Source organism: Hallerella sp. (genome assembly GCF_022776125.1).
Lineage (GTDB): Bacteria > Fibrobacterota > Fibrobacteria > Fibrobacterales > Fibrobacteraceae > Hallerella > Hallerella succinigenes.
On the sequence record NZ_JALFIA010000024.1, the window covers coordinates 19,184 to 42,698 of the forward strand.

Below are 23,515 nucleotides of genomic sequence, written 5' to 3' on the forward strand. Positions count from 1 at the left end.
TTCTTGATCGGTCAAACTTTTTCCTCCGCAGAAACTTCTGCACGTTGGGGGAATACAAAGCGAAGCAAGTTCGCCATTACAAGCGTTGCAACGCAAGAAATCAACGGGTTCCAGAAGAAGTTAAAGACTCCACCAAACGGCGGAACATAAGACGGAAACACCGGTATCTTGTTAAAGAGCAAAATAGACGCCATACCGCAAATCACGCCCAGCACAACGGCACGCGTGCTTAATTTATCCGTAAAGAACGCCAACAGGAACAGAGCCAGGAGAGGTCCTGTAAAAAGACCTGTAAAGAAGAGCGCATTCGAGAGCAAGGAACTCCGCATATCCGCCGCAATAAAGGCGCAAAGCGTGCTGAGAATCGCCCAAAGGATTGTCCACTTTTTCGCTTTGGAAAGCGCCGCCACATTTTCGGAACGGATGAGCAAAATATCCTTGACCGACGTGTTGCCTAAAGAATTGATTGCACTCGAAAGACTGCTCATCGCAGCCGCATAAATTGCAGCAATCACAAGGCCAGTCGCCCCCGGCGGAAGCACATTCACAATAAAATACGGAAAAACTTCATTCAACTTGACCGCTTCTGGAAGGATCGCAACCCCCTTCACCTGGTAATAAACGAACAAGCCCGCTCCCACCCAAAAGAACACAACCGAAACAAATACGCCGAGCACCATGCTCAAAATACTCGAAGCATTCGCCGACTTGATCGAATCGCAACTCAAATAACGCTGCACGAACTGCTGGTCGCAACCGCGAATCGAAATTTCAATAACCGCATAGGCGAGGCCCGCCGAAAGCAGATTCCGCGAATTGGACGGATCCCAGTTGATCGCATCAAAGAACTTCGTTTTACCCGCCGCCGAAGCCAAGTCGAACATTTCCTGAAAACCACCAATGCCCTTCGCCAAAATGTAAAGGGTGATAATTCCACCGCCAAAAAGCACCATGAACTGCAAAACATCTGTCCAAATAACCGCTTTGAATCCTCCGTACCACGTATAAAGCGTAGCCGCTATGGCCGTCACGAGAATTGCCCAATGGATGTCGATTTCCAAAATCGGAGCGAGCACAAGAGACGGCGCATATAGCAAAATACCCATGCGCAACAGCAAATGCAGGCTGTAAAAAAAAGCCGCCAAACGACGGACAGACGGAGAAAACTTCACTTCAAAAAGTTCGTATGCGCTCGAAATCTTGGAACGGCGAATGCGCGGGATAAACACAAGTCCCACCACAACAATCGCAATCAAAGCGCCGATGTTATTCATGAGATAGCTCATGTCCGCCGCATAAGCTTCTGCCGGATTTCCGAGGAATGTAGTTGCGCTCACCGAAGTGGCTATTAAGCTAATGCCCACCGCAAACCACGGCATCGCACCGCCACCGCGCATGTATTCGCTAAAACCTTTGTTGCTTCCACGCGAAGCCCAAAGACCAATACCAACAGTCAAAAGAATATAGGCAACAAGAACGATCCAATCGAGGACGGTGAACATTTATGCGTTCTCCGTCTGCGCATCTTCCGGTTCAAAATCACGTTCCTGATATTCAACCACACGGTTTCTTCCGCCTTCCTTGGCGCTGTAAAGAGCGTCATCAGCGTAATGCACAGCGCGGGTCATTTCTCCCTGGAAACTTCTTGTCGCAAGGTAACATCCAATGCTGACCGTCACTGGAATCGGAGATCCCTGCTGAATGTCAAATGGAGAAGAATTGACGGCAACGCGAATCGCTTCTGCCGTATCCTTCAGAATTTCTTGAGTCGCCCCCGGAATGGCGACAAAGAATTCTTCACCCCCGTAGCGAGCAAGCAGATTTTCGCCCTTGTTTGCCACCGACGAAATACGAGCCGCAATTCCCTTGAGAATCGTATCGCCTGCCTGGTGACCGTAGGTGTCGTTGATATGCTTAAAGTGGTCGATATCCATCATCATGACACCGACGTCCTTTTCCTGATGAACTCGGTTGAGTTCGGCTAGCCTCGAATCAATCGTTCGACGGTTCAAAAGGCCGGTCAGAGCATCGTGGTAAATTTCGAACTGTTCATGTTCAAACTGCATACCGCGCTGATAAGCAAAGTAGGCGATGTTCACCATAAAGCGGAGCAAATCCTTTTCGAACTGTTCGAACTTAAGCGCCTGGCGACGTTCAATACAGATGGCGATTTCCGAAGGGCGGTTTAACGATGCATTGCGCATGGTCATGGAGCTCGGCTGCACAAAGAGATAGCGGAGCGAATTATTGCGCGGTTCCGCATCGTTCAAACGCAGCACGTAATCACGGCCCGTGAAAACGCGTTCCGTTGCAGTATGCTGCATCATGGCAAGTGGCAAAATGCCCTTGTCCGAAAGCGAGAAGTGACGACCTTCAAAAAGGCGTTCGTCTTCGCCACGGCAGAATGCCACCGTACCCTGTTCCTGATCCATGTTGTCAAAGACAAGAATCATAATACGGTCGGCGCTAAAGTTCTGGCTGACGTATTCAAAGATTTCCTTGTAGGTATCCTTCAAAAGCGTCGTTTTGAAGAACTTCTGCTGATACGCGGAAAGTTCGTAGAACTTCTTCTTTTCCCGGTAGTTCGAAGCCGAAGTGAAGCTCTTATACGTGAGCATGTGGAACATCGAAGCGAAACTGTCGAGAATCGGAATCAAGTTCGCATTGAATGCGTTCTGTTCCAGAGAGTCAATGATGAGAGCGCCCACTCGCTGATTCTTGTTATTGAACATCGGAACGCCTGCCACCGAATGAATGGCGGGAATCGTCAAATAATAGCCTAAACTCTTTCCGTTTAGCAAATCCCCTTCGAGAATACGGTTCACGTCGCGACTAGCCAGCTGCCCCACAATGCCCACGCCATCCAAAATGCGGGCATTCATGTTGATTTCATTTTCCGCAGTCGACGAGAATTGACGAATGGCAAAAGATTTTCCGTCCAACGTCTTCAGCAACAAAAGAACCGAGTGTGTCTTCGGAATCAAGGTTTGAATGGAACGCAAGACAGAGCGGTAAATCGGATCCAGATCGCGTTCAAGCTTATTCCAAATTTCATTGCCTTTGAGCTTGTCGAGCGAAGATTCCCCGTCACCCGGAAAAGCGGTAAAGGTGTCGCGGGCAGAAAGAGTCTGACTCGTCTGGGTCACCGCCGGGCGCAGAATACGACCGATGGCTGTTGCATCCGTTGTACGCGTTGCACGCAGCACAGGCACGGTCGCCGTATGCGCCTTGGACGTCGGCAAGCTCGGACGATTCAACCAAGCAAGCACCAGCGCGATCAGCGCACCAGGAATCGCAAAAAGAAACAGTCCGCCTTTGAAAGCAAGGCCGATAAGCAAACCGGAAGCGACATATAAAATATCAGACATTCTAACCACCAACCATCAATTTCAAAAGATCACAAGCGGAAAGACCGACGAAGCATCCAAACAGCCACGACCGCAAAAACAATGTGTCCTATCCAAGCGCCGAGCATCGGAGAGAGCGCACCATTTTCCCCCATCTTGAGACCGATTCGTATAATGACATAATAACTAAAAACGAGCAGGATGCCGATGCCAAACTTTTGAGAAAGGCCTCCATTTCGGTTAAAACGATGCGCAAGAGCAGCACCAATCAAAAGCACGATGAAATTCATCATGGATCCCGAATATTTAAAGAAGTAGGCGGTTTCGAGCTTGTTCGTATTTTCGCCAGAACGCTTCTGCACTTCGATCTTGCGAAGAATCGTCTGAGCATCCATTTCGTCGCCACGTTGACGTTCGTCCAAAAAATCTTCTGGGAGAAGGCTCGTTTTCCCTTTTAAGCTCTCACGGATAAAATGGCGAATTTGCACCGAGCCATCCTTGAGGAAGACGCGTTGGTAACCTTCTTCCAAACGCCAATAGCCGGGTTTGATTTCCAAAATGGAATCCTTCACCTTTTCCGCCGATGCCGAAGACTTTTCCATTCGAATGGAATCCATCTTCTGCCGAATGCTTTTCACCACGGAATCTTGGGAAACCTTCTCTTTTTTTTCGGCCTTTTTCCGCGGAGCAACGGTTTTAGCAGGCTCTTCCACAGCATGCGCCACTCGAATCGTATCCGGCATCATCCATCGCAGGCGCTTTGCGTCGTAACGTTCAGCGAGATCTCCGTCCCGATGGATCAACAGAACGACGTCGCGGCCAATCTTGTTTGCGCCGCCGTACATGCGCATGAACCAGCTCGTTTTATCGCCCGAAATGTACACAAAGTCGCGTTTGTCCTTGACTCGCGGATCCCTGCGCTGTTGCGCCATCGGTTCCATGATTTTATAACGGCGATGGTTTGCATCCGGAAGGATCTTGGCATCGAGATAGAACGAAATCGCCGTCACGGCCGCACCGACAAAAAGGATCGGAACCAAGGCGCGAAACGGGCTTCTTCCCGACTGCTGAATCGCCGTAAATTCAAGGTGACGAGACATGTTTCCTACCGAGGCGACAATCCCGATAAACAGCGCTACAGGCGACACCAGGTAAACGATGTACGGCATGTAGGCGATATAATAATCCTTCGCATCGGAAAGATCCCGAGCAAGCCACGTTTTGATGTTGCCCACGAAGTCTATCACGATAAACATGAAGACCGAGCCCAAGAGCACGAGCAGGAACATCTTCACAAAATTCCAGACGAGATACCGGGAAAACTTCATCAGCGATTTTCCTCCGGCAAAGATGTCTTTTTACGGTGAATCTTTTTCCAAATATTTCCGAAGAAATTTTTCACATGTCCAAGCGGAGTCGTGCCCGAATAGCGGTCGCGGACCATCTTCCACGTGAGAAGGATGCCGATCGTTCCGATAATCGCATTCGAAATCCACATGGCGAGGGTCGGCGATACGATTAAGCGGTCGGCGAGGTTTTCGCCCCCGATCAAGCAGACCCAGTACAAAACGAAGAACGCGATGCTGTAGATGACGCCCGTGCCGATACCGCCCTTGCGAGCCATAATGCCGAGCGGCGCACCGATCAGAACGAAAATGAGGCAAGCGACGCTCGTGCTGAACTTTTTATGGACTTCCACCCAGTACTGAGCCTGGCGTTTCCTTTCAGAAGTGACGCGTTCCGATGTGCGATGCACAAGGCGTAAACGAGTGCGTTCGGCAATGGCGACGTCGCGCAAGGCGCGGATATGGCGGAGAGAATCCGCCTGAATATCCCATTTGCCGTTTTTCGGCACAATCGAATCTCCCAAGGCGAACTCCCGCAGATGGACTAGATCTGGGAAGAGCGTTTGATGCGATTCCTTGACGATTCGCGCTTCGTTTTTTTTCGCCTCTTCGATAACGTCAAGCATCATGTCTACAGGCATTTCGCGGTCGCTGCGATGTTTGCGGTCTCGACGTTCCAAGCGGTCGTTTACATTCTTAATGGCGAAATCTTCCGATGAGAAACGGATCCGGAAATATCCCGAAGGATCGTCCTTGTCCGCCATGTGATTTTCACCGCTTTTGAGGCGCAGCATGAGCGTTGCCCCATGATCGGCGTAATCCATCGAGGCGCTGTCCGCCAAAACGACTCGGGGAGGACCTTTGCCCTCTGTTTCAAAAATCTGGATGCCGTAGAGCATACCCGTCGAAGGATCAATGCGATCAACCCAAAGCTGCACCCCGGGGAACTGCGTCGTGAGCTTTCCTGCATCGATAAAAGCGTGCGGTTTTTTACGCGAAACGGCACTCATCAGCTCCACGGAACGGTGGTTCGCTTCGGGCAAAAGCCAGTTATTAAAAAGAATCAACAATTCCGAGACCAAAATGCCGACCAGCAAAACCGGTCGCATCATCGCCAGCGGCGAAATTCCAGCCGCCTTCATCGCCGTGATTTCCTGATCTCCCGAAAGGCGCCCAAAAGCCATCAGACAGGCGACAAGCACCGCCATCGGAATCGAAAGCGAGAGCATCCAGACAATATTGAGGGCAAAAATTTCAAGAACGGTCGAAAGCGGCAAGCCTTTGGAAAGCACATTATCGAGGATCGTCACCAAAAAATCCACGACAAATAGGAATGTGATGACAAACAACGCCAGCAAAAAGGGCGCTAGATGTTCCTTCAACACATACCGAACAAGAATCATAGGCGTTTTTTCAACTCGTTTTTGCTAATTTAGCAACTTGAAAAACCGTTCCATCCTTTTTTAGACGGACCAATGCGCATAAACAAACACTTCTCGATTTTTGTTCTTCTTGCTGCAACAGCCTACTCTCTGATTGCTTGCGTCCCGCGTGACGGCGGTGGTGACCGCACACTCATGTGCAAGAACCGCTTTGATGCGGCAGATAAAGACTTTAAGGAAGGCAATTACGGCCGAGCCAAGGAGCCATTAGAAGAAATCCTGAATATCTGTATCGGCACAGGCTATATGGAACAGGCCCAGTTCCTGATTGCCGAAAGCTACTTCAATTTGGAAGAATGGCTCGAAGCCCGTGGCGAATACGGCAGCTTTATCAACAACTTCCCGAGTTCCCCGTTTATCGAAACCGCAGAATACCGCAAGGCCGTTGCCGCCTTCAATATCGAATACGATATCGACCGCGACGAAACCAATACGACCCTCGCCATGCGTGACTTTGAAAAGTTCCAGTCCAATTACCCGGAATCTCCGCTGATGGACTCCGTGAACTACTACATAAACCTTTTGATCGAACGCCGCGCAGAGCGCGATTACCGCACCGCCCGTCTTTACCACAAACTCGACCATCCGCAGTCGACGGTCATTTACATGAAGGAATTCCTAGACCTCTATCCGAAAAGCAAGCGCCGCCCGGAAGCCTTGAACCTTCTCATCGAAAGCTACGCGGAACTCGACCAGTTCGAAACAGCCCGCTACTACCTGGAAAACTACCGTTTGACCGTTCCCGATAGCATCCAAAAGCGCATCGAAACCGTCGAAGCCACAGAAGCCTACATCGCAAAGCTCGAAAAGAAGTTCCTGCAACGCATCGAAAAAGAAAAAAAGCAGAAGCTGATCGAAAAGCAGGAAGCGAAGGAAGAAGCCGATGCGCAGCGCGATGTTGACGAAGAAGATGAAGAGGACGAATATTGAGATTCCCCTTTGTCACCATCGCCGTTTTTTGCACGAGCCTCTGCTCCGCGCTTTGGGCTTTACCGAGTGAAGAGAATCGCCTAGGTGTGAGCGAATCGACAGACGACAGAAGCATTCTTTCGTTCTTTATCCAGCCTTCTATCTCTTTTATCGGATTTGACAACCGTGACAAATTCCAGGCTCAAGTCGATACGGTTTACAACCATTACAAAGCCCAAGCCTTGACGCAAGCGGAAAGCAGCAACGTCGCCAAGCAAGACTTCCAAAAGGTGAACTTCTGTTTTCCGATTACAGCAGGTCTGCAATTCCAATGGCAAGAAGGGCATTTCGTCAGTGCGGGCTTCGGATATATTTACGATAACGAATCCGTGGTCGTCACCGACCGCAAAGACAAGATTCATAATTACAGCTATACGCTCCAAGGTTTTCCGCTGTATCTCGAATACCGCGTCGCTATCCCGACCCATTTGATTTCCCTTTCAAACGCAAGTCTCTTTAGCGTTTCTTTACGCTGGTACTGGATGCTTCCGGGTACCGAAATCTATTCAAGCTGGGGCCATATTTCTGCCGAAACGCCCCTCCTCGGTAACGGCTTCGGGGTGAGCCTTGGCTACCTTGTGACGACGTGGAAGAACATTTACATTTACGGTGACATCGGATATTCGAGAATCATCGTGGAATCGGACGAACCGTTTTCGAGTGTCGTTCCAGACAAAGATACAGACAAGGCGAAGTGGGACTTAGGCGGCTTGATGCTGCAATTTAGGTTCAGCTTCGGGGTACTGAACCGGGAAAAATAATGTGGTTCGATCCTGACTATGCGGAGATGCATTACAAGTTCAAGCTCCCTTGGTCCTTGCTATACAAAAATGAACCCGAAATTTTGATCGACGCCCCCTTCCAAGTCGTTCCCGGCGAAGATACCAGGCTTTTCATCGTCGTCCGTGAAGCGAACCGTTTTCCCGTCACCCTGGAAACCTTCGAAGCGGTCTTCACCTGCGGCACGACCCGTATCACCAAGGCGCAGCCGATTCGAGAAGAAGTTCACACGCCGTTCCGCTTTATTCCCATTTCTTGCGGAAAACTCCCTTCCGGAAACTACACCGTCGAAACGTCGCTTACAGTTCTCCTCAACGGAGAGCGCAAGCGCATTCGTCGTTTTAATTTGACTGGATTAAAGCGAAACCCGCTCCAGATTGCGGTCCTTCGAAATCCGATTCCAAAGCCAGGAGGTTATATCGCAGGCGAAACCCACTCGCATACGTATATTTCCGCGGACCCCGTGGAATTCGGAGCTTCGCCCGCCGTTTTACAGCAAGCGGCCCAATCCGTCGGGTTGGACTTTGTCTTTTGCACGGACCATTCTTACGACTTCGCCTTCCGCGACGATAATTACATGATCCGTACCGACGCAAGCGTTCGCTACAACGAGCTGCGAAAAGAAATCGCCGCGCTCCCCGCTTTTCCGAAGATGATCGCCGGCGAAGAGGTTTCGGCCGGAAACTCCCAAGGTCAAAACGTCCATTTGCTCTTCCCAGGAAACCCCTTCTACGTTCCCGGCGAAGGCGACTGCGGACGCAGATGGCTCGACAACAAACCGACCCTTCCCATTGCGCAAATCGTCTCGCAGACAAAACTTCCCTGTTTTGCCGCACATCCCAAAGAACAGATGGGAAAGCTCGAACGTTTTATTTTTCGCCGTGGAGACTGGCACGCAGAAGATCTTTTGAAAGGATCCCAAAATCCGATTGCCGCGCTCGAATTTTGGAACGGTTCCCGAGACAAAGGCTTTGAACTCGGCCGTGAATTCTGGATTTCAGAGCTCGAAAAAGGGAATTTCATTTTGCCGCTCGGCGGAAACGATGCCCATGGCGATTTGAACGAATATACCGGCGTGAAGATTCCGCTTTTCAAACTCAAGCAGTCCCACGCCCACGTTTTTGGATACGTGAGAACGGTCGTCCAAGGTTCTGACCCGATTTCCGCTTTCCGCGGCACGAACCTTTACATCACCGACGGACCAGCCCTTTGGTGGACAGTCGAAGGAGAAACCGTTACATTCCATTTCCAAAGCACCGAAGACTTCGGCACCCTGCAAACCCTGACTGTTTTTGCGCAAGAAACTTTGGGTACAAAAAAAGAGGCGCCGATTGCAGCACCTCTTGAAAAGATTTCCGATTTTGAAGCTGTAGCAAAGGTTTCTCTTTCAGGCAAGAACTATGTCCGCGCCGAAGCGGAAACCGACTTCAAGCGCTTTGCGCTTACAAGTGCCTGCCCTGCGCTGAAAGATAGCGCTCGTACATAAACATCGCGAGCAGATTCTTGTGATCGATGAACTGCTTGCCCGCTTCTTCATACGGCAAAACGACGGTCTTGATCCATTCATTTTCATCCGTATATTCCTGATTTCTTCCATCCAAACGTTTGAGCTCTTCCGGCGTTACGTCTCTTTCGATCGCATAAAGGCGAATGCGTTCGTCTAAAAGACCGCAACTTCCGGCGTGGCCGTCGAGCTTTCCATCGGTGTAAAACCCGGTTAGGTCAATCAGTTCATCATCCGTCGCATCGATCATCGCCTCTTCTTTCAATTCCGAAAGGGCGACCTTGCGATAATCCTTGGACCAGTCGAGAATTCCCGCCGGCATTTCCAAAGATTCCGGTTCCGAAATGGCAAAGCGCGGCTGACGCACAAGCAGCAAATACGGCTTGCCTTCACAGCGCAGCACCACGAGAACGCCGACCGCATTGCCGCGCACAAGCACAATCCCGTGCACAGGCTTTCCATCCGGAAGCGTTGCAGTCGCAGTCAGCTTGATGAACAGCGGAGAATGATTCTTAAAGCGGTAATCGACCGAAGAAAAGTGGATCTTCGAAACGATGAAATTTTTTTGCGCATGTGCAAGCCAATTCTGAAACAAGAAGCTGTTCAAAACCGCATCGCGGTCTTCGACTAGGACTTCATCCGAAAAGGTGTATTCCACCGGTTTATTCGACATCTTCTTCCTCGCTTGCGCCTACCGAAGCTTTTTTCCACGCCGATAGCAACGTATCCGCCAACGCCGAATCCAAAACTTCTTTTTGAGCGCTCAGGTTGTAAATGGCCCAATTCGAAAGGGCGGCAGGACCGCAGCTCGATTCTTCGAAAGACGGAATAAAGAGAATGTGCTGCGTCGTAAAATAACGTCCATGCAAAGCACTTCCCGTAAAGTCTCCATGATCCACACTAGCACATTTCGGAATCTGTTCCATAAAAAATTTGGAATAGTACCACGTCGTATCCAGATATTCGTAAACGGAATCGCTGAGCGACGTCGAATCGTTTTTCCAGTTGGCCGTCAAGCAGTAGACCAAGGAATCGGCTGCGGTATCTTCGGCACAGACCGCACGGATCGGGACAAGGTTCGTATCCTTTGCGCTCCAGGAAGAACGCCAAGCTGTATCCGGCACCGTTTCGCAGGAATCGTGAATTTCGACACAGTTCGATTCCATGAAGCGGTAAAGGAACGTATCGATATCCAAAGAATCCGTTATAAAGAGAACACCCGCCGTATCGCTCGACGTGCGACGCGGATACGTGTAAGGATCTGCAAAAGAGGAATCGAGATAAACGGAAATGCTTTCCGCGCGGAAGCTTCCCTGTCTAACCAAAATCGAATCCTTGAAAGTCGCATACGCGGTGGCCGCCGTATCGATATCTTCGGGATAGAATTCATTGTGGGCGTTGCCTTCCACACGAATTTCACGAACGCCCTTCTGTTTCCATTCTTCGTTAAACGCCAAGTACAGAACCGTATCCGGTCTAAAAATCGGCTGCGGGCAATCCGTCGTTCCGGTGTTACCGAGCAAGAGCTTTACCGTAATCGTCAGGATGGTGTCGTTAGAATAAGAGCCGTACAGTTCGATGTCTTTCAAAAAGCAGTTGCCGAAAGTCCACATGCTGTCCATCGCAAGGGCAAGCGTATCGCCCTGAATGTGGAAGCGGTAACCGGAATCGAGTTCCGCATAAAGCATATAGCCGTAACCGCCCACGGCAAAATCATTCGGATAAATGCGGATTGGACCATCATCCGATTCCGCACAGGCAAGAATCAAAAGCGAAGCGAGCAGTGCAAGAATCCAACGATTCATCTTAGAATTCAATCTCCGAAAGGAAGAGCTTCACATCCGCCGCATCGGCAACATGGGTCTTCTTGTAGAAATCATCCCAGCGGACAAAACGTCCATTGCGGAGCACTTCCAAAAAAAGGACAGCGCTATCGTTCGGCGCAAGACGTCCCAAGGCATCGTCCTGTTCCAAACGCTTCCCCGCTTCGATATCAGCAGCGATCTGCGAAAGACCCGAAACGCGGGAAAAGAGATTTCCTCCGTGATCCAGATAAAGCTTGTAACCGAGAGAATCCTTCGAAACAGAAATCACGTAGCCGGGCAAAATCGGATAAACCGGAGCTTCGCCGATGCCCATGAACAAATCCTTCAAAAGCAATTCTTCGCGACCGCCAAAGTCAAAGTCCGCTTCAATCGGAAGCGCGCCGCCCTGCAACGGATTTCTCGGACAGGCCCCCGGATAACGGCAACCATCCGCACGCACCCAAGCAAACGAAGAATCCGCAAGCATCAAATGGTAAAAAGAAGTCGTCGTCTTCTTGGAGCGTAAAATCAAAACCTTTGGATTCCAAAAATCCGACGAGTCCGCAATCCAATGCACTTGCAACGGATACTGCATTCCCGGAACAGAAGCCGCATAATGCAAAAACGGAATGTCCGGAAGTTCGGAGACCTCTTTTTCGGATTTCACAATCCAGCCGCACTGTCCCAGGGAACCTTTCTTTGAATCGAAACTCGTCCCTTGAGTTTTCGCACAACCTTCCCGCCACGGCAAATCCGCATACGCCGGTTCTTCGACAGGAATCTTTCTTTGGTCTTCGATAAACCGGTAAGCCTTCTGAGCGGCACCGCTCGCATAGACCGCATAGATCAACGCGAGAACGATCAATGTCCGCACAACCGGAATCCGCTTTTTCGGTTTCCAGTCTGACTTAAAATCTTTGAATTCGCGAAAGGAGCTCATGAATGCAAATTCATCACAAAGACAACAGCCACAGCGGCAACAGCCACCAATCCAAGTCCGAGCCACAGCCACTTTGCGCCGCTGCTCTTTTCTTCCTTGAACGGATTTTCGAGGCTGCCTTCCATCTTCTGGGTATCTTTGCGAATCGCATTAAAACTCTGGGTAAAGCGACCTGTCACACGGCGGCGAAGAGAATTCATCGAAGCCGTTTCACGGCGATTATTGCTCTTTGCGGTCGGGACTTCGACAACTTCTTCTGCGTCTGACTTCGGACTATGCATCGCCTCGTCTTCCTTCATCGAGAAAGCGACCATATCCGCTTCCTTGCGGAAGATGTGAATGCTCTTGTCGAGATTCGCCTTTTTCAGGCACGTGACAACATCATCGTGATCGGTCAAGACGGCAAAAGCGCCGTGCTTTTCAGAAAGCTGTTGCTGCACCTGGCAAAATGCACTGCAGGCATCGCTATAAAGAAAATCAAGACCCGTCGTATCGACACCGATAAAAGAAGAACCCTTTTCAAGCAAAGGCTTCACGTCTTGCTTAAACTGTTCCGCATCAAAAGACCCGATCGGAGTGACGGGGGCAGAAACCAAATCAAATAAACCGACTGCACGACAATTACTTAATTCGCTCATAGGTTTAATATACCTCTCATTCTTCCCAATAGGTACCACCTGCGGATTCTTCTTCCACAAGTTCGTCTGTTTCTACAGGCTCCATTTCAGAAATAGCAGCCTTTTTGACTTCTTCCGCCTTCTTCGCTTCCACCACGTAGGCAGGCGAAGACGCCGATTTCTTCTTCGGGAAAAGGAAGAGACCCGGGCTGACTTCGAGGCTTACACGGTGCACAGCAGAAAGTGTCGGATGCGATTCAAAGGCGTAATCAACCCTTAACCAATTCGAAAGAGCAAATCCAGCGCCAGCGGTCCAGCTTTCGAGTTCCGAAAGGCTCGCCAAACCAGCACGCAAAGACAGCCCAAAATCAAAAGCGAATTCTACACCCGCACGACCGCCACCCAGCCAATCCAGTGGATGTTCCCAAAAACGGCCACCGCGTTCTTCACCGTCCCAGTCCAGGTCACGGTTTTCACGGTGGAAAATCCCTGCGCTCTGCCAATAGGCACTCGCCGTTCCGTAGAAGTAAGAAATCGGCTGGTGCACGTTCAAGCCCAAGTACCATTCCGGGGAGCTGTATTCAAAGGTTCCTTCTTCCCACGTCGTTGCAGACGAAGTCCAGCCTTTGAGGAACGAAGACACCGTCACCTGTTCATGCACATGGTAATTTGCACCGATGTCTCCACGGAACCCCCAACCGCTCTGGTCCAGTTCACGGTAAAGACCATGGAACGAAATGCCCAAGTCCAAGCGATCGTTTAAGAAGCGACGACCCCATGCAAGCGTAAAGACGTAATCCGCAATCGAAAGGGTCTTGTAATCATCGCCTTCCGGCAAAGGATCCCCTTCCGCAATCCAAGGAATGTCATTAGCGCCAAAGCGCGAAAAAGCAAAGCCCAAGCCTCCCATATCGCCAAGCGGGAACTGCACTGCACCGTAATCGTACTGGGTGTCTTCATAATAAACAACGTGGCTAAAGGCGACCCAGGAATTTTCCGCACTCGAAAGCTGTTGCGGATTCGAAGTAAGTTCCAAAAGATCGTGATCGACCGCAATCGATGCACCGCCTAAAGCAGAGGAACGCGCGCCGGCATGAATGTCAAGAGAAGCGTTTGCGCCCACGACACGTTCCAGAGCCCACGTTTGCGAGGCAAACGCGAAAAGGAACAAAGTCGCTGCTGTATAAATTCGGCGGAACATTTTCCACAAGATAAAATTTTCCAAAGAACAGCGCCCACAAAAACTTGTAGATTTAAGGATAATGGCTCTTCTTTCGGAACACACAGAAAACTTTTGCAAATACATCGCCTTGGAACGCCGATTTTCCATGCAAACGGTGAGCACATACCAAAAATCGCTCGCCAAATTTTTGCAGACCTTGCGCCCCGAAGCCGAGCTGAAAGATTTTACGATCGAAAACATCCGAACCTACGTCTGGCAGATGCGCCAAAAAGAAGACCTGGCGATTGCGAGTATCGATTTGCATATCGCTTGCCTCAAAAGTTTTGGCAGCTACCTTGTGCGCAGCCATCTGCTCGACAGCAATCCTGCAGAAGCTGTGCCCATGCCCAAGCGTCCCAGAAGGCTCGTCTCGTTTCTTTCCCAAAAGGATCTCGGCGAAGAAAATTTTCCGGAAATCGAAAATCCGACGCTTCCCATGGTCCGCGCCCGTGTATTGCTTGAACTCATTTACGGCTCGGGACTGCGCATTTCCGAATGCCAGAGCCTGACCTGGTCCCGCATTGATCTTTCTGCCAAATCCGTGCGCGCCTTGGGTAAGGGCTCCAAGGAACGCATTGTCCCGCTGACGCAAGACTTGATCCGTTGGCTGAATACATACAAATTAAAACTCGCCGATGAAGGCAGATTCGTGTCGCCGCATGCGCCTGTCTTTTTGAACGAACACGGTCAAGCTTACGACGTGCGAACACTCCGCCGGGACATCCACGATTTACTTCGAAGCATCGGCTGGGAAGGCAAGGCAAGTCCGCACGTTCTGCGCCATAGCTTTGCCACGCACCTGCTCGAAAACGGTGCAGACCTGATGAGCGTCAAAGAAATGCTTGGGCATTCAAGCCTTGCGACAACACAGGTCTATACGCACGTCTCGGCGGAACGCTTAAAGGAAGCGTTCAAGAAGACGCATCCACGAGCGTGAAAGACTCTTTGTAAACATAGCTCTTCTAAAATATTGGTTCATGGGCCAAGTGATTTAAGACAGGGTATAGCGCACCAAAGCATATCTGCGTGAGCGTCTGTTTCATTCTCCCGATTGAAAATTTTGGTCATATTTCAGAGCGGAGAACAAGAGCCAAAGCTTAAAAAATGTCTATCAACAATGTAGATCATTCAATCCAAACCGGAAATTACGAAAGACTCCCACCGACTTAGCCGACAATTTTGAATGCATATAAAAACAGCAAGCAGATCGCTTGCCGTTTTCAGTTTTTTTAAGAAAGATTAGTCGCCCGTGCGGTAGTTCGGAGCTTCCTTCGTAATCGTCACATCATGCGGATGCGATTCGCGAAGGCCTGCGCCCGTAATACGCACAAACGTTGCCTTTTTGTAAAGTTCTTCGAGGTTTGCAGCACCCGCATAACCCATTGCGGAGTGAATACCACCGATAAGCTGGTAAACGGTGTCGCGGAGAGGTCCCTTATACGGAACACGGCCTTCGATGCCTTCCGGAACGAACTTGCGCGGTTCCTGAACACCACCCTGGAAGTAACGGTCTGCAGAGCCGGCCTTCATGGCAGCGAGAGAACCCATACCGCGATAGCTCTTGTAACTACGGCCATCAGCCAAGATCACTTCACCCGGAGCTTCTTCGGTACCGGCAAAAAGCGAGCCCACCATCACGGCGTGACCACCGGCAGCGAGAGCCTTCACAATGTCGCCAGAGAACTTGAGACCACCGTCGGCGATAATCTTCACGCCCACCTTGCGAGCCATCTTGCCGCATTCCATCACAGCGGAGAACTGCGGATAACCCACACCGGCCACGATACGGGTGGTGCAGATAGAACCAGGACCAATACCCACTTTGACGATATTGGCGCCGCACTTGGCAAGTTCCGCAACCGCTTCAGGCGTGCAGACGTTACCGGCGCAAATGGTGAGCTTCGGGTACTTCTTGCGAACGGTCTTCACCATGTTGCGCACGCCGATGTGGTGGCCGTGAGCCGTATCAATAATCAACAAGTCGACGCCCGCTTCAACAAGGGCTGCCACGCGTTCAAGGGTATTTGCAGAAGTACTGACAGCGGCACCCACCAGCAACTGGCCGTTTTTGTCGAGGCTCGCATTCGGGTTGTTTTCGCGCTTCAAGATGTCCGTCATGGTAATCAAGCCCTTCAAGGCACCGGAAGCATCCACCAGTGGGAGCTTTTCGATACGCTTTTCGGCGAGGATTTCCTTCGCTTTGGCAAGGCTCACCTTGGGGCTTGCCGTCACCGGATTCTTGGTCATGATCGTACGAATCTTCACATTCATGTCGCTCACCGTGCGGAGGTCACGGCTGGTGAGCATACCCACGAGCTTACCCTTGGAAAGGATCGGGAATCCGCTCACCTTGTTACGGGCGCGGAGTTCAAAAGCTGCGGAAACAGGCTGGTCTGCATCGAGGGTCACCGGGTTCGTCACGATACCGGACTGCCACCGCTTGACCTTGCGGACTTCTTCGGCCTGGGCTTCAACGGACATGTTCTTGTGAATGATACCAAGACCGCCCTGCAATGCAAGAGAAATCGCGAGCGGCGCGGTAGTCACCGTGTCCATGGCGGCGCTGATAATAGGAATATTAAGTTTAATATTCGGAGCGAGCTGGGTGCTCACGTCGGTCTCGGCCGGCAAAACGGAGGATTCAGCAGGGACTAGCAGAACGTCATCAAACGTCAGAGCTTCAGGCAAAAGTTTCATAAGTACCTCTTTTTGCGTAAAAAAGATAGAAAATTTTGTGTGTTCAGCCAACTGGGATTTTTACTTCCTAAAGGCTTTTTTCATATTTCAAACGCCTCGGGCCAAGGGATCCCAGATGATTTTATGCAGCTGGACCTGAAAGCGGGTAGAATTTCGCCGCAAGACCTCGTTTGCAAGAATCCAGTTCACCATTTCCTCGTACGGCATCGATCCAAAAATCGGGGAAACGTAAAGCACCGGAAGCGGGCGTTTTTCCTTAGCGAATTCCTTTTCCAAGATTTCCACAATATGCACTGCATCCTCTAAATCCTCAGGCGTTCCGACGACAAACTTGAGCACATCCCGAGCCTCAAGAGTCAAAAGGTTTTGCAAATTTTTTTCATTCCGCATGCCGCTGCTTGAATTTTTCCAATCCATGGTGCAAAAAGCGTTCTTGTATCCGACAGGACTTGGGCGCGTTCCGTTCGTTTCAATATTGACTTCAAAACCGGCGTCGTCCAACAGTTTCAAAAGCGTTTGAACATCCGCATGGATCAGCGGTTCCCCACCGGTGAGCGTTACATACTTTGTACGAAATGACTGCACCTTTTCAAAGATTTCAACAGGCGACATTTCCGCAAAATCCGAGCCTTCTATCGCATACAGGGAATCGCAATAGGCACAATGGAGATTGCAACCGAAAAGGCGTACAAAAACGGCAGGCGCACCCGTTCGAATGCCCTCGCCTTCGATGCTCAAGAAAATTTCAGAGACTTTCATCGCTAACCGTCGACAGCGTATTCTGCCACATTGCCTTCGCTTTCCTGAACGGAAACCTTATAGCATTTCGGAATCTGATCACAGATCCATTTGGCCATATTTTCCGCGGTCGGATTAAAATCCACCACTTCATTCAAATACTTGTGATCGAGCTTTTCCTGGATTGCATTTTTCACATGCGAAAAATCCACGACCATGCCTTCGGCATTCAACGTTTTTGATTGGCAAAAAACGGTGATAATCCAATTATGACCGTGGAGCTCTTGGCACTTGCTTTCGTATGAAAGCTGGAGTCGGTGCGCGCCGGAAATTTCAAAGCGCTTAGAAATTCTATACATAGGGTACCTAGTTTTGTTTTATGACAGGAGGTTTTCGAACTGTCCGCCGGTTCAGCACCCCAAATATAGAAAAAGGCGCTATTTTAGAAAGGTCCCACGCAGAAGGTATCCGTGCTGAAATCGATGTAAAAACGGCGATCTTCTAAAATCGACGCTCCGAGTACACCCAGCACAGCCTCTTTGGGAAGCCCCGTCACTTCCATGATCTTCGTCTTCAAAATATCGGGCATCACCCCGTATTTCACCTGGTAATTCCGTCCACCGAATTCTGTCAACGCGCGGAACACAGGAACCGTGTAATAATCCGCCAAAGGATGATAATCGATACGGCGTCCCTTATCCGCACAGCCATCAAGCCAAACCTTATCCGCATAAGAGGATGTGATGCCCGTATCGAGCAAAACTTTGCGCGGTACCCCGTTCAACTTGACTTCAATGCCCATACAGTCGCCAAGCTTTACTGTTGCAATCGAAGATCCTTCAAACGGAATTTCTTCCGTGTCGAACATAATCTGGTTCCGGATTTTGTCAATCACGATTTTGAATTTAGAAAGGCAATCCGTGCCGAGAATCGTGGTAATCGGAACGCCGACGTGTTTTGAAATCGCATCGAAATCGATGCCCAAAACCTTGGCGGTCATTTTCGCATCACCGTCATGCGCCGCCTTAAGCGCTTCAATATTCAGCCCGAGCGTTTTTGCCAAGGCCTGACCATGACGCGAGCGGAAAAGTCCGATCAAATTTTCCAAGCTAAAGCCTTCGATGAGCGTGCGAAGCGGCGCGAGTTTCGCATCCTTTTCAATCACATTGTGCAAACGCTGCGACATTTCGGAAATATCGCCATCGTTTCCCGTCACACAGGTTGTGTAACAGATCGAAAGAGGTTCCGAGCCACAGTGAAAAGAGAACGGCGAACCTGTATCGACAAGGACCATGTTCTGTCCTTTTTCAAAGACGAAATAACCGTTTACATCGTCGATCAACTTGTAAATTTCCATCGAAGAACCTCCTCAAAAGATTGTATGATTCCCTCTATATAAAGAGATACATCCTTTTACCGGAAAAGGACCTCGACCGAGAAAAAAAATGTTGTTTTAAGTTGGAATATCAGGCCTTATTTGCCGTTATAACGTTCCATGCACTTGGCGATTCCGTTCTTGAAATAACATTCCACCAAAGCAGGAATTTTTCCAATCGCCTCGTCAAAGACAGGACGGTCTTCCGGCGGGAACTTGGCAAGCACCCAGTTCGAAAGATCCCACTTGGGAGGGCATTTTCCTACGCCAAAGCGCACACGTGCGAACTGGTCGCCCACATGCTCAATAATATTACGAAGCCCGTTCTGACCGCCGTGGCTCCCGTTTGCACGTACACGGATACGGCCCACATCCAAATTGATATCGTCCGAAAACACAAGCAGCTGAGACGGCTTTACCTTGTACCAGGTCATCAAGGCCTGAACCGCTTCGCCGGAAAGGTTCATATACGTCTGCGGTTTCGCAAGCAGAACTTCTTCCCCGCCAACCGTCACTTTTTGCGTCAAAGCCTTGTATTCCGACTTCCAGCTTTTGCCCGGATCGGCAAGCTTTTCTACAGCCATAAAGCCCGCATTGTGGTGCGTATTTTCATACTGGTTTCCGGGATTTCCAAGTCCGACGATCAAATACATACAGCATTTCCTTAATGTTTTTCACTTTCGGACTTCGAGAAGCCACGAAAGAACTTCAAATCTTCAAAATCGTTTTTCAAAAGATCGATCGTTTCACCGATCATATACAAGGAACCGGTCACAAGCACAGGCGCATTCGATTCTGCCTGTACCTTTTCCAAAAAAGCCTTGGACATTGGTGCAGAAGTTCCTACGGAGCAGCCCAAGGACTTGAGTTCCAGAGCCACATCCTCGATTTCGCGGAAGCGTTCGTAAGGGGTCCGCGTCACGTGCCACGTCGAAACATGGGGAACCAGCATCGGAATCATTTCGTCAATCGCCTTATCCTTTAAAGCGCCGAAAATGCAGGGAAACTTTTGATTTGGGTAATAGGCATCCAAGGCTTCCGCAAGGCGTTTGACCGCATGCGGATTGTGAGCGCCATCGAGCAGCCAACAGAACTTTCCGTTCGCATCCAAAAGCTTATGCATACGCCCGATCCATAGGGACTTTTGGAGCGCTTCCCGAGCCGTTTTCTCTGAAAACTTTTCGCCCAAAAAACTTCTGGCAGCAGCGAGGGAAAGAGATGCGTTTTCTATGTAATGGCGACCTGGATTCGGCACCTGCAAATCTTTAAGCACGCTCGGCTTTTCGACCGTTGCCGGTATGCCCTTCACAAATTCTTCCGCATCCTGCACCAATACATCGCTGATGCCTCCGATAAACATTTTCGCCCGAGGAGAAAGTACACCGAGCTTTTCATGGAGAATCGCAGATTCCGTACAGCCGAGCCATTCCGTATGCTCTAAACCGATGCTCGTCAGCACGGCCAGTTCACCGCAAGCCGTTCGCGTCGAATCCAAGCGACCGCCGAGACCCGCTTCCACAACCGCCGCGCCGACATGCTTTTCTGCAAAATACAGAAAACAGACAAGCGTCACCGCTTCAAAAAAAGACACATGCGTATCGTTTTTTTCTGCCGCAGACTTTACCTGCAACAGCAAACGGTCAAAATCCTCTTCCGCAATCGGAAAGTTATCAATGCGGATACGTTCCCGAACGTTCACCAAATGCGGACTTGTATAAAGCCCCGCAGAAACGCCGTGGGCTGTCAAAATATTTGCCAAGTAAAAAGAGGTCGAGCCTTTTCCATCCGTTCCCACCACATGAATCGTGCGGAACTTTTTTTCGGGATGTTCCAAAAACTCGAGCAGGCGCTCCATGTTTTTTAAATCACCTGTCATTCCAAGAGGCGCTAGGGAATGCAGATATTCTATACCAGCTAGATTCATGAAAGCATTAAAGGATGTCTCGATTCTGAAGAACGCCATGCGAAAGCGTCAAGCGCCGAAACGGACTGTTCATGTAAAAGTCCGGGTTGTGCGTCGCCATCAAAACCGTTGTACCGCGAGCGTTGATTTCCTTGAAAATCCTGAAGACTTCATTTGCATTTTCCGGATCGAGATTACCCGTCGGTTCGTCCGCAAGAATCAGGTACGGATTGTGCACCATGGCGCGAGCGATTGCCACGCGTTGCTGTTCACCGCCCGAAAGCGTGTACGGCATAGCGAGCCTCTTTTGGGAAATTCCCACGAGAGCGAGCGCGTCAAAGACTCTTGAATTCAACTGTTTTTCAGGAGTTCCCGTAATGCGGAGAGCAAGCGCTACATTTTCAAAAACGTTGCGGTCCGGCAAAAGCTTAAAGTCTTGAAAGACGATTCCCATGTGACGGCGAAGTTCCTGGACCTGTTTTTCCGTAGCGGTTTTCGTATCGAAAACAAGGTCTTTATTGAACTGCACCATGACTTCGCCACCATGGAATTCATCAGGGCGTTCGTCCATATAAATTAACTTGAGAAGCGTTGATTTTCCTGCACCGCTGTGACCCGTCAAAAAGACGAATTCACCTTGGTTGATGCGAAGCGTGACATCGCAAAGGGCTTTCCAGTTGTCCTCGTAAGTCTTCGTCACATGCAAGAATTGGATCATGCGGAATTATTCCTTCATGCGAATTTCGATATGCACTTCTTCACGCCACTTCTTGACGAATTCGCGCAGTTTTTGATCTTCCATGTAGTTAATCGCAAACATTTCCACTTTCATGTAATCTTCGTCGAGATTGTAATCGCGGACCTGCTTCATATCATCCATACGGATCAGGTGCAAAGCATCCCCAGCCGGGAACGGTTCCGAAATTTCACCGACCGAAAGATTCGAAACGATCGGAGCGAACGTCGAGTCCACGTCCGTCTTTTCAAGCCAACCGAGGCGACCTCCGTTAAAGTTCGTTTCCTTATCGGAACTGAACTTTTTCGCCGCTTCCGCAAAGAGCGTATCCGTCGTCAAAGAGGTACGTAGAGAGTCTGCAAGCTTCATCACGCGAGCGGTATCTTCTGCCGTAGGAATGGTCTGCAAAAAAATCTTCGCCGTGCGAACGCCATCTTCCTTGCGACCGATGACGCGGATAATCGTCCAACCGCCCTCTGTCTTTACAGGCTTCGGCGTATAGGCACCGTTATCAACCGTCTTGATGGCACGTTCGTAAACCGGATCCAAAAGACCTTTTTGGAAGTAGCCGATATCACCGCCCTTGGCCGCTGTAGAATCCTGCGAATGATTCTTGGCGAGAATTTCCCAGCTCATGCCGTGATCCAAGGAATCGATGAGCGATTCAGCGATTTTCTTGACCGAGTCCACAATCATCGGGCTCGGTTCAATTTTCAAAGCGATATGCGCAAGGCGCATGCAGTTGTACTGACGAGGAATGGAATCCTTGTAATGTTCGTAGAATTCAGCGACTTCCTTGCGGGTCGGTTTGATTCCACCGACGTAACGCTGGCGGATACGGCCAATCGTCATCTGTTCCCGAACCTGTTTTGCGAGGTTTTCCCGGTACTGCACCATGCTCATGCCGAGCTGTGCACGGATCGCGCGTTCGAGGATTTCCATGCTAATATTCTGACGCGCCGCGAGATTCTGCAAATGTTGCGTCACACGCAGATCGACTTCGTCGTCGGTAATCCGAATCGAGTCGCGGTCCACGCGCGAAAGCAGAACCTTGTCGTCAATCAGGCGGTCGAGCACAAACGCAATCTGTTCCTTTTCCGATTTTTCCGAGGCTTCTGCCGTATTCTGGAACTGATAGAGGTTTTCCATCACTTCGGAACGCATGATCGGCTTGCCGTCGACAATCGCGGCGATGGATTCAAAAAGTTCCGGAGCTGCGAAGAGAGAACTTGCAGTCCACAAAACGAGAGCGATTAAATTTGATTTCTTCATAAGCATTCTCAATGGGTCGCGGATTTGGCAATTTCTTCCGGGTAGACGAAAATCGCCTGACGCTTCTTGATATCATCCTTAAAGTTCGCGATAAATTCCTTGCGCTTGCTGTTTGCGGCAAGAACCTGTGCAAGCTCCGCCACATCCGTAAAAGGTCGCACTGAGCCGGAATCCTGCTTAGCAAGCACGATCACGCTCTTCAAATGCTTTCCACAGGTCTTCGGCGGAGAAATTTTCCCGACCGCAAGCGTTCCGAGTTCTACACTCGGGCAGTCAAACGGTGCAACCGTCACCGAATCAAAGGTTTCCACTTCGCGCACAAGCCAGTTCTTGGAAGGTGCTTGCGTAATCACCTTGCGCGTCGCCGGACCGTAGTACTGCCAGGCCGTCGTTCCGCTCATGTACGTCACCACGGCAAGGTCGTAAACATCCGATTCCAAAGCAAAATTTTCAGGATGCGCATCGTAATAAGCGGCGACTTCCATTTCCGAAACCGAAATCGTATCCGTCACCTGAGCAAAGTAAGCTCCCAGAATGATCTTCTTCTTGGCGTCTTCAATCAGGCGCTTGATTTCAGGACGTTCGTCCACCCGATCTTCCAAAGCACGTTCATAAACCGATTCACGGGAAATCCAATGCTCCACTCGGCTAGTCCGCTCTTCGATCGAAAGGGAGTCCCAGACTCCTTCTGCCTGCATTTCGGACAATTTCAATTCCGAATTTTCCACACGGGCAAGAGTCGGGTCCGAAGCCGAACCTGAAACCTTGCACGCGACAAGGCCCATCGTCAACAAAAGGGTCGGTAAGAGTAAAAAGCGCATC

22 protein-coding genes are annotated in these 23,515 nt (G+C 50.1%); 4 read left to right on the forward strand and 18 right to left on the reverse strand.

The window, feature by feature from the left end; genetic code table 11:
* Nucleotides 1–11: 11 nt before the first annotated feature.
* Genes MR847_RS03555 through MR847_RS03570 form a run of 4 tightly spaced genes read right to left on the reverse strand, consistent with a single transcriptional unit; the run spans nucleotide 12 to nucleotide 6,096 of the window.
* A complete protein-coding gene (locus MR847_RS03555) occupies nucleotides 12–1,502 on the reverse strand; it encodes a sodium:solute symporter family transporter (RefSeq protein ID WP_287722959.1) in 1,491 nt (496 codons plus the stop codon).
* Nucleotides 1,503–3,368: a sensor domain-containing diguanylate cyclase gene (locus MR847_RS03560; RefSeq protein ID WP_277003088.1), complete on the reverse strand. Its 1,866-nt coding sequence runs from the start codon at nucleotides 3,366–3,368 to the stop codon at nucleotides 1,503–1,505.
* A 29-nt stretch (nucleotides 3,369–3,397) separates the two neighbouring features.
* Complete coding sequence (locus MR847_RS03565) at nucleotides 3,398–4,675, reverse strand: LptF/LptG family permease (RefSeq protein ID WP_106519571.1); 1,278 nt, start codon at nucleotides 4,673–4,675, stop codon at nucleotides 3,398–3,400.
* Nucleotides 4,675–6,096, reverse strand: a complete 1,422-nt coding sequence (locus MR847_RS03570) for an LptF/LptG family permease (RefSeq protein WP_106519570.1) — start codon at nucleotides 6,094–6,096, stop codon at nucleotides 4,675–4,677. Before MR847_RS03570 ends, MR847_RS03565 begins: the two co-directional genes overlap by 1 nt.
* Nucleotides 6,097–6,168: 72 nt before the next feature.
* Here MR847_RS03570 and MR847_RS03575 point away from each other — a divergent pair, with 72 nt between their 5' ends.
* Genes MR847_RS03575 through MR847_RS03585 form a run of 3 tightly spaced genes read left to right on the forward strand, consistent with a single transcriptional unit; the run spans nucleotide 6,169 to nucleotide 9,370 of the window.
* A complete protein-coding gene (locus MR847_RS03575; RefSeq protein WP_287722960.1) occupies nucleotides 6,169–7,065 on the forward strand; it encodes an outer membrane protein assembly factor BamD in 897 nt (298 codons plus the stop codon).
* The gene (locus tag MR847_RS03580) at nucleotides 7,062–7,865 is read left to right on the forward strand and encodes a hypothetical protein (RefSeq protein ID WP_287722961.1); all 804 of its coding nucleotides are present in this window, start codon (nucleotides 7,062–7,064) and stop codon (nucleotides 7,863–7,865) included. The genes MR847_RS03575 and MR847_RS03580 overlap by 4 nt, the downstream gene beginning before the upstream one ends.
* Entirely contained in the window at nucleotides 7,865–9,370 is a 1,506-nt protein-coding gene (locus MR847_RS03585) for a CehA/McbA family metallohydrolase domain-containing protein (protein WP_287722962.1), read from the forward strand. The genes MR847_RS03580 and MR847_RS03585 overlap by 1 nt, the downstream gene beginning before the upstream one ends.
* Here the strand turns inward: MR847_RS03585 and MR847_RS03590 are convergent.
* From MR847_RS03590 to MR847_RS03610, 5 genes are read right to left on the reverse strand one after another with little or no spacing between them, the layout of a single operon-like run.
* Complete coding sequence (locus tag MR847_RS03590; RefSeq protein ID WP_106519567.1) at nucleotides 9,327–10,061, reverse strand: NUDIX domain-containing protein; 735 nt, start codon at nucleotides 10,059–10,061, stop codon at nucleotides 9,327–9,329. The genes MR847_RS03585 and MR847_RS03590 overlap by 44 nt on opposite strands.
* Nucleotides 10,051–11,193, reverse strand: a complete 1,143-nt coding sequence (locus MR847_RS03595) for a hypothetical protein (RefSeq protein WP_287722963.1) — start codon at nucleotides 11,191–11,193, stop codon at nucleotides 10,051–10,053. The genes MR847_RS03590 and MR847_RS03595 overlap by 11 nt, the downstream gene beginning before the upstream one ends.
* Nucleotide 11,194: 1 nt before the next feature.
* The gene (locus MR847_RS03600) at nucleotides 11,195–12,133 is read right to left on the reverse strand and encodes a M23 family metallopeptidase (RefSeq protein ID WP_106519565.1); all 939 of its coding nucleotides are present in this window, start codon (nucleotides 12,131–12,133) and stop codon (nucleotides 11,195–11,197) included.
* Complete coding sequence (locus tag MR847_RS03605; RefSeq protein WP_100425908.1) at nucleotides 12,130–12,771, reverse strand: STAS domain-containing protein; 642 nt, start codon at nucleotides 12,769–12,771, stop codon at nucleotides 12,130–12,132. Before MR847_RS03605 ends, MR847_RS03600 begins: the two co-directional genes overlap by 4 nt.
* Before the next feature lie 16 nt (nucleotides 12,772–12,787).
* Nucleotides 12,788–13,951: a PorV/PorQ family protein gene (locus MR847_RS03610; RefSeq protein WP_106519564.1), complete on the reverse strand. Its 1,164-nt coding sequence runs from the start codon at nucleotides 13,949–13,951 to the stop codon at nucleotides 12,788–12,790.
* A 61-nt stretch (nucleotides 13,952–14,012) separates the two neighbouring features.
* Between MR847_RS03610 and MR847_RS03615 the strand changes: the two genes are divergently transcribed.
* A complete protein-coding gene (locus MR847_RS03615; protein ID WP_100425906.1) occupies nucleotides 14,013–14,909 on the forward strand; it encodes a tyrosine-type recombinase/integrase in 897 nt (298 codons plus the stop codon).
* Between the two features lie 302 nt (nucleotides 14,910–15,211).
* Here the strand turns inward: MR847_RS03615 and guaB are convergent, their stop codons facing one another.
* The 9 genes from guaB to MR847_RS03660 form a co-directional block, all read right to left on the reverse strand.
* On the reverse strand, nucleotides 15,212–16,669 hold the full coding sequence (guaB, locus tag MR847_RS03620) for an IMP dehydrogenase (RefSeq protein WP_100425905.1): 1,458 nt from the start codon (nucleotides 16,667–16,669) through the stop codon (nucleotides 15,212–15,214).
* A gap of 87 nt (nucleotides 16,670–16,756) precedes the next feature.
* Nucleotides 16,757–17,428, reverse strand: a complete 672-nt coding sequence (locus MR847_RS03625; protein ID WP_277003110.1) for a 7-carboxy-7-deazaguanine synthase QueE — start codon at nucleotides 17,426–17,428, stop codon at nucleotides 16,757–16,759.
* Between the two features lie 2 nt (nucleotides 17,429–17,430).
* Nucleotides 17,431–17,766, reverse strand: coding sequence for a 6-carboxytetrahydropterin synthase QueD (queD, locus tag MR847_RS03630; RefSeq protein ID WP_100425903.1), 336 nt, complete (start codon nucleotides 17,764–17,766; stop codon nucleotides 17,431–17,433).
* A gap of 83 nt (nucleotides 17,767–17,849) precedes the next feature.
* Nucleotides 17,850–18,764, reverse strand: coding sequence for a hypothetical protein (locus MR847_RS03635; RefSeq protein ID WP_106519561.1), 915 nt, complete (start codon nucleotides 18,762–18,764; stop codon nucleotides 17,850–17,852).
* Between the two features lie 116 nt (nucleotides 18,765–18,880).
* Nucleotides 18,881–19,435 carry an aminoacyl-tRNA hydrolase gene (gene pth / locus MR847_RS03640; RefSeq protein WP_287722964.1) on the reverse strand — a complete coding sequence of 185 codons (555 nt, stop codon included), beginning with the start codon at nucleotides 19,433–19,435 and terminating at the stop codon, nucleotides 18,881–18,883.
* Nucleotides 19,436–19,446: 11 nt separating this feature from the next.
* Nucleotides 19,447–20,658 (reverse strand): bifunctional folylpolyglutamate synthase/dihydrofolate synthase, encoded by a 1,212-nt coding sequence (locus MR847_RS03645; RefSeq protein ID WP_287722965.1) that lies wholly within the window; start codon nucleotides 20,656–20,658, stop codon nucleotides 19,447–19,449.
* Nucleotides 20,659–20,713: 55 nt separating this feature from the next.
* Entirely contained in the window at nucleotides 20,714–21,403 is a 690-nt protein-coding gene (gene ftsE / locus MR847_RS03650) for a cell division ATP-binding protein FtsE (protein ID WP_100425899.1), read from the reverse strand.
* Between the two features lie 6 nt (nucleotides 21,404–21,409).
* Nucleotides 21,410–22,693 (reverse strand): peptidylprolyl isomerase, encoded by a 1,284-nt coding sequence (locus MR847_RS03655; RefSeq protein WP_100426829.1) that lies wholly within the window; start codon nucleotides 22,691–22,693, stop codon nucleotides 21,410–21,412.
* A gap of 8 nt (nucleotides 22,694–22,701) precedes the next feature.
* Nucleotides 22,702–23,514, reverse strand: coding sequence for a hypothetical protein (locus MR847_RS03660; RefSeq protein ID WP_287722966.1), 813 nt, complete (start codon nucleotides 23,512–23,514; stop codon nucleotides 22,702–22,704).
* Between the last annotated feature and the right edge of the window lies 1 nt (nucleotide 23,515).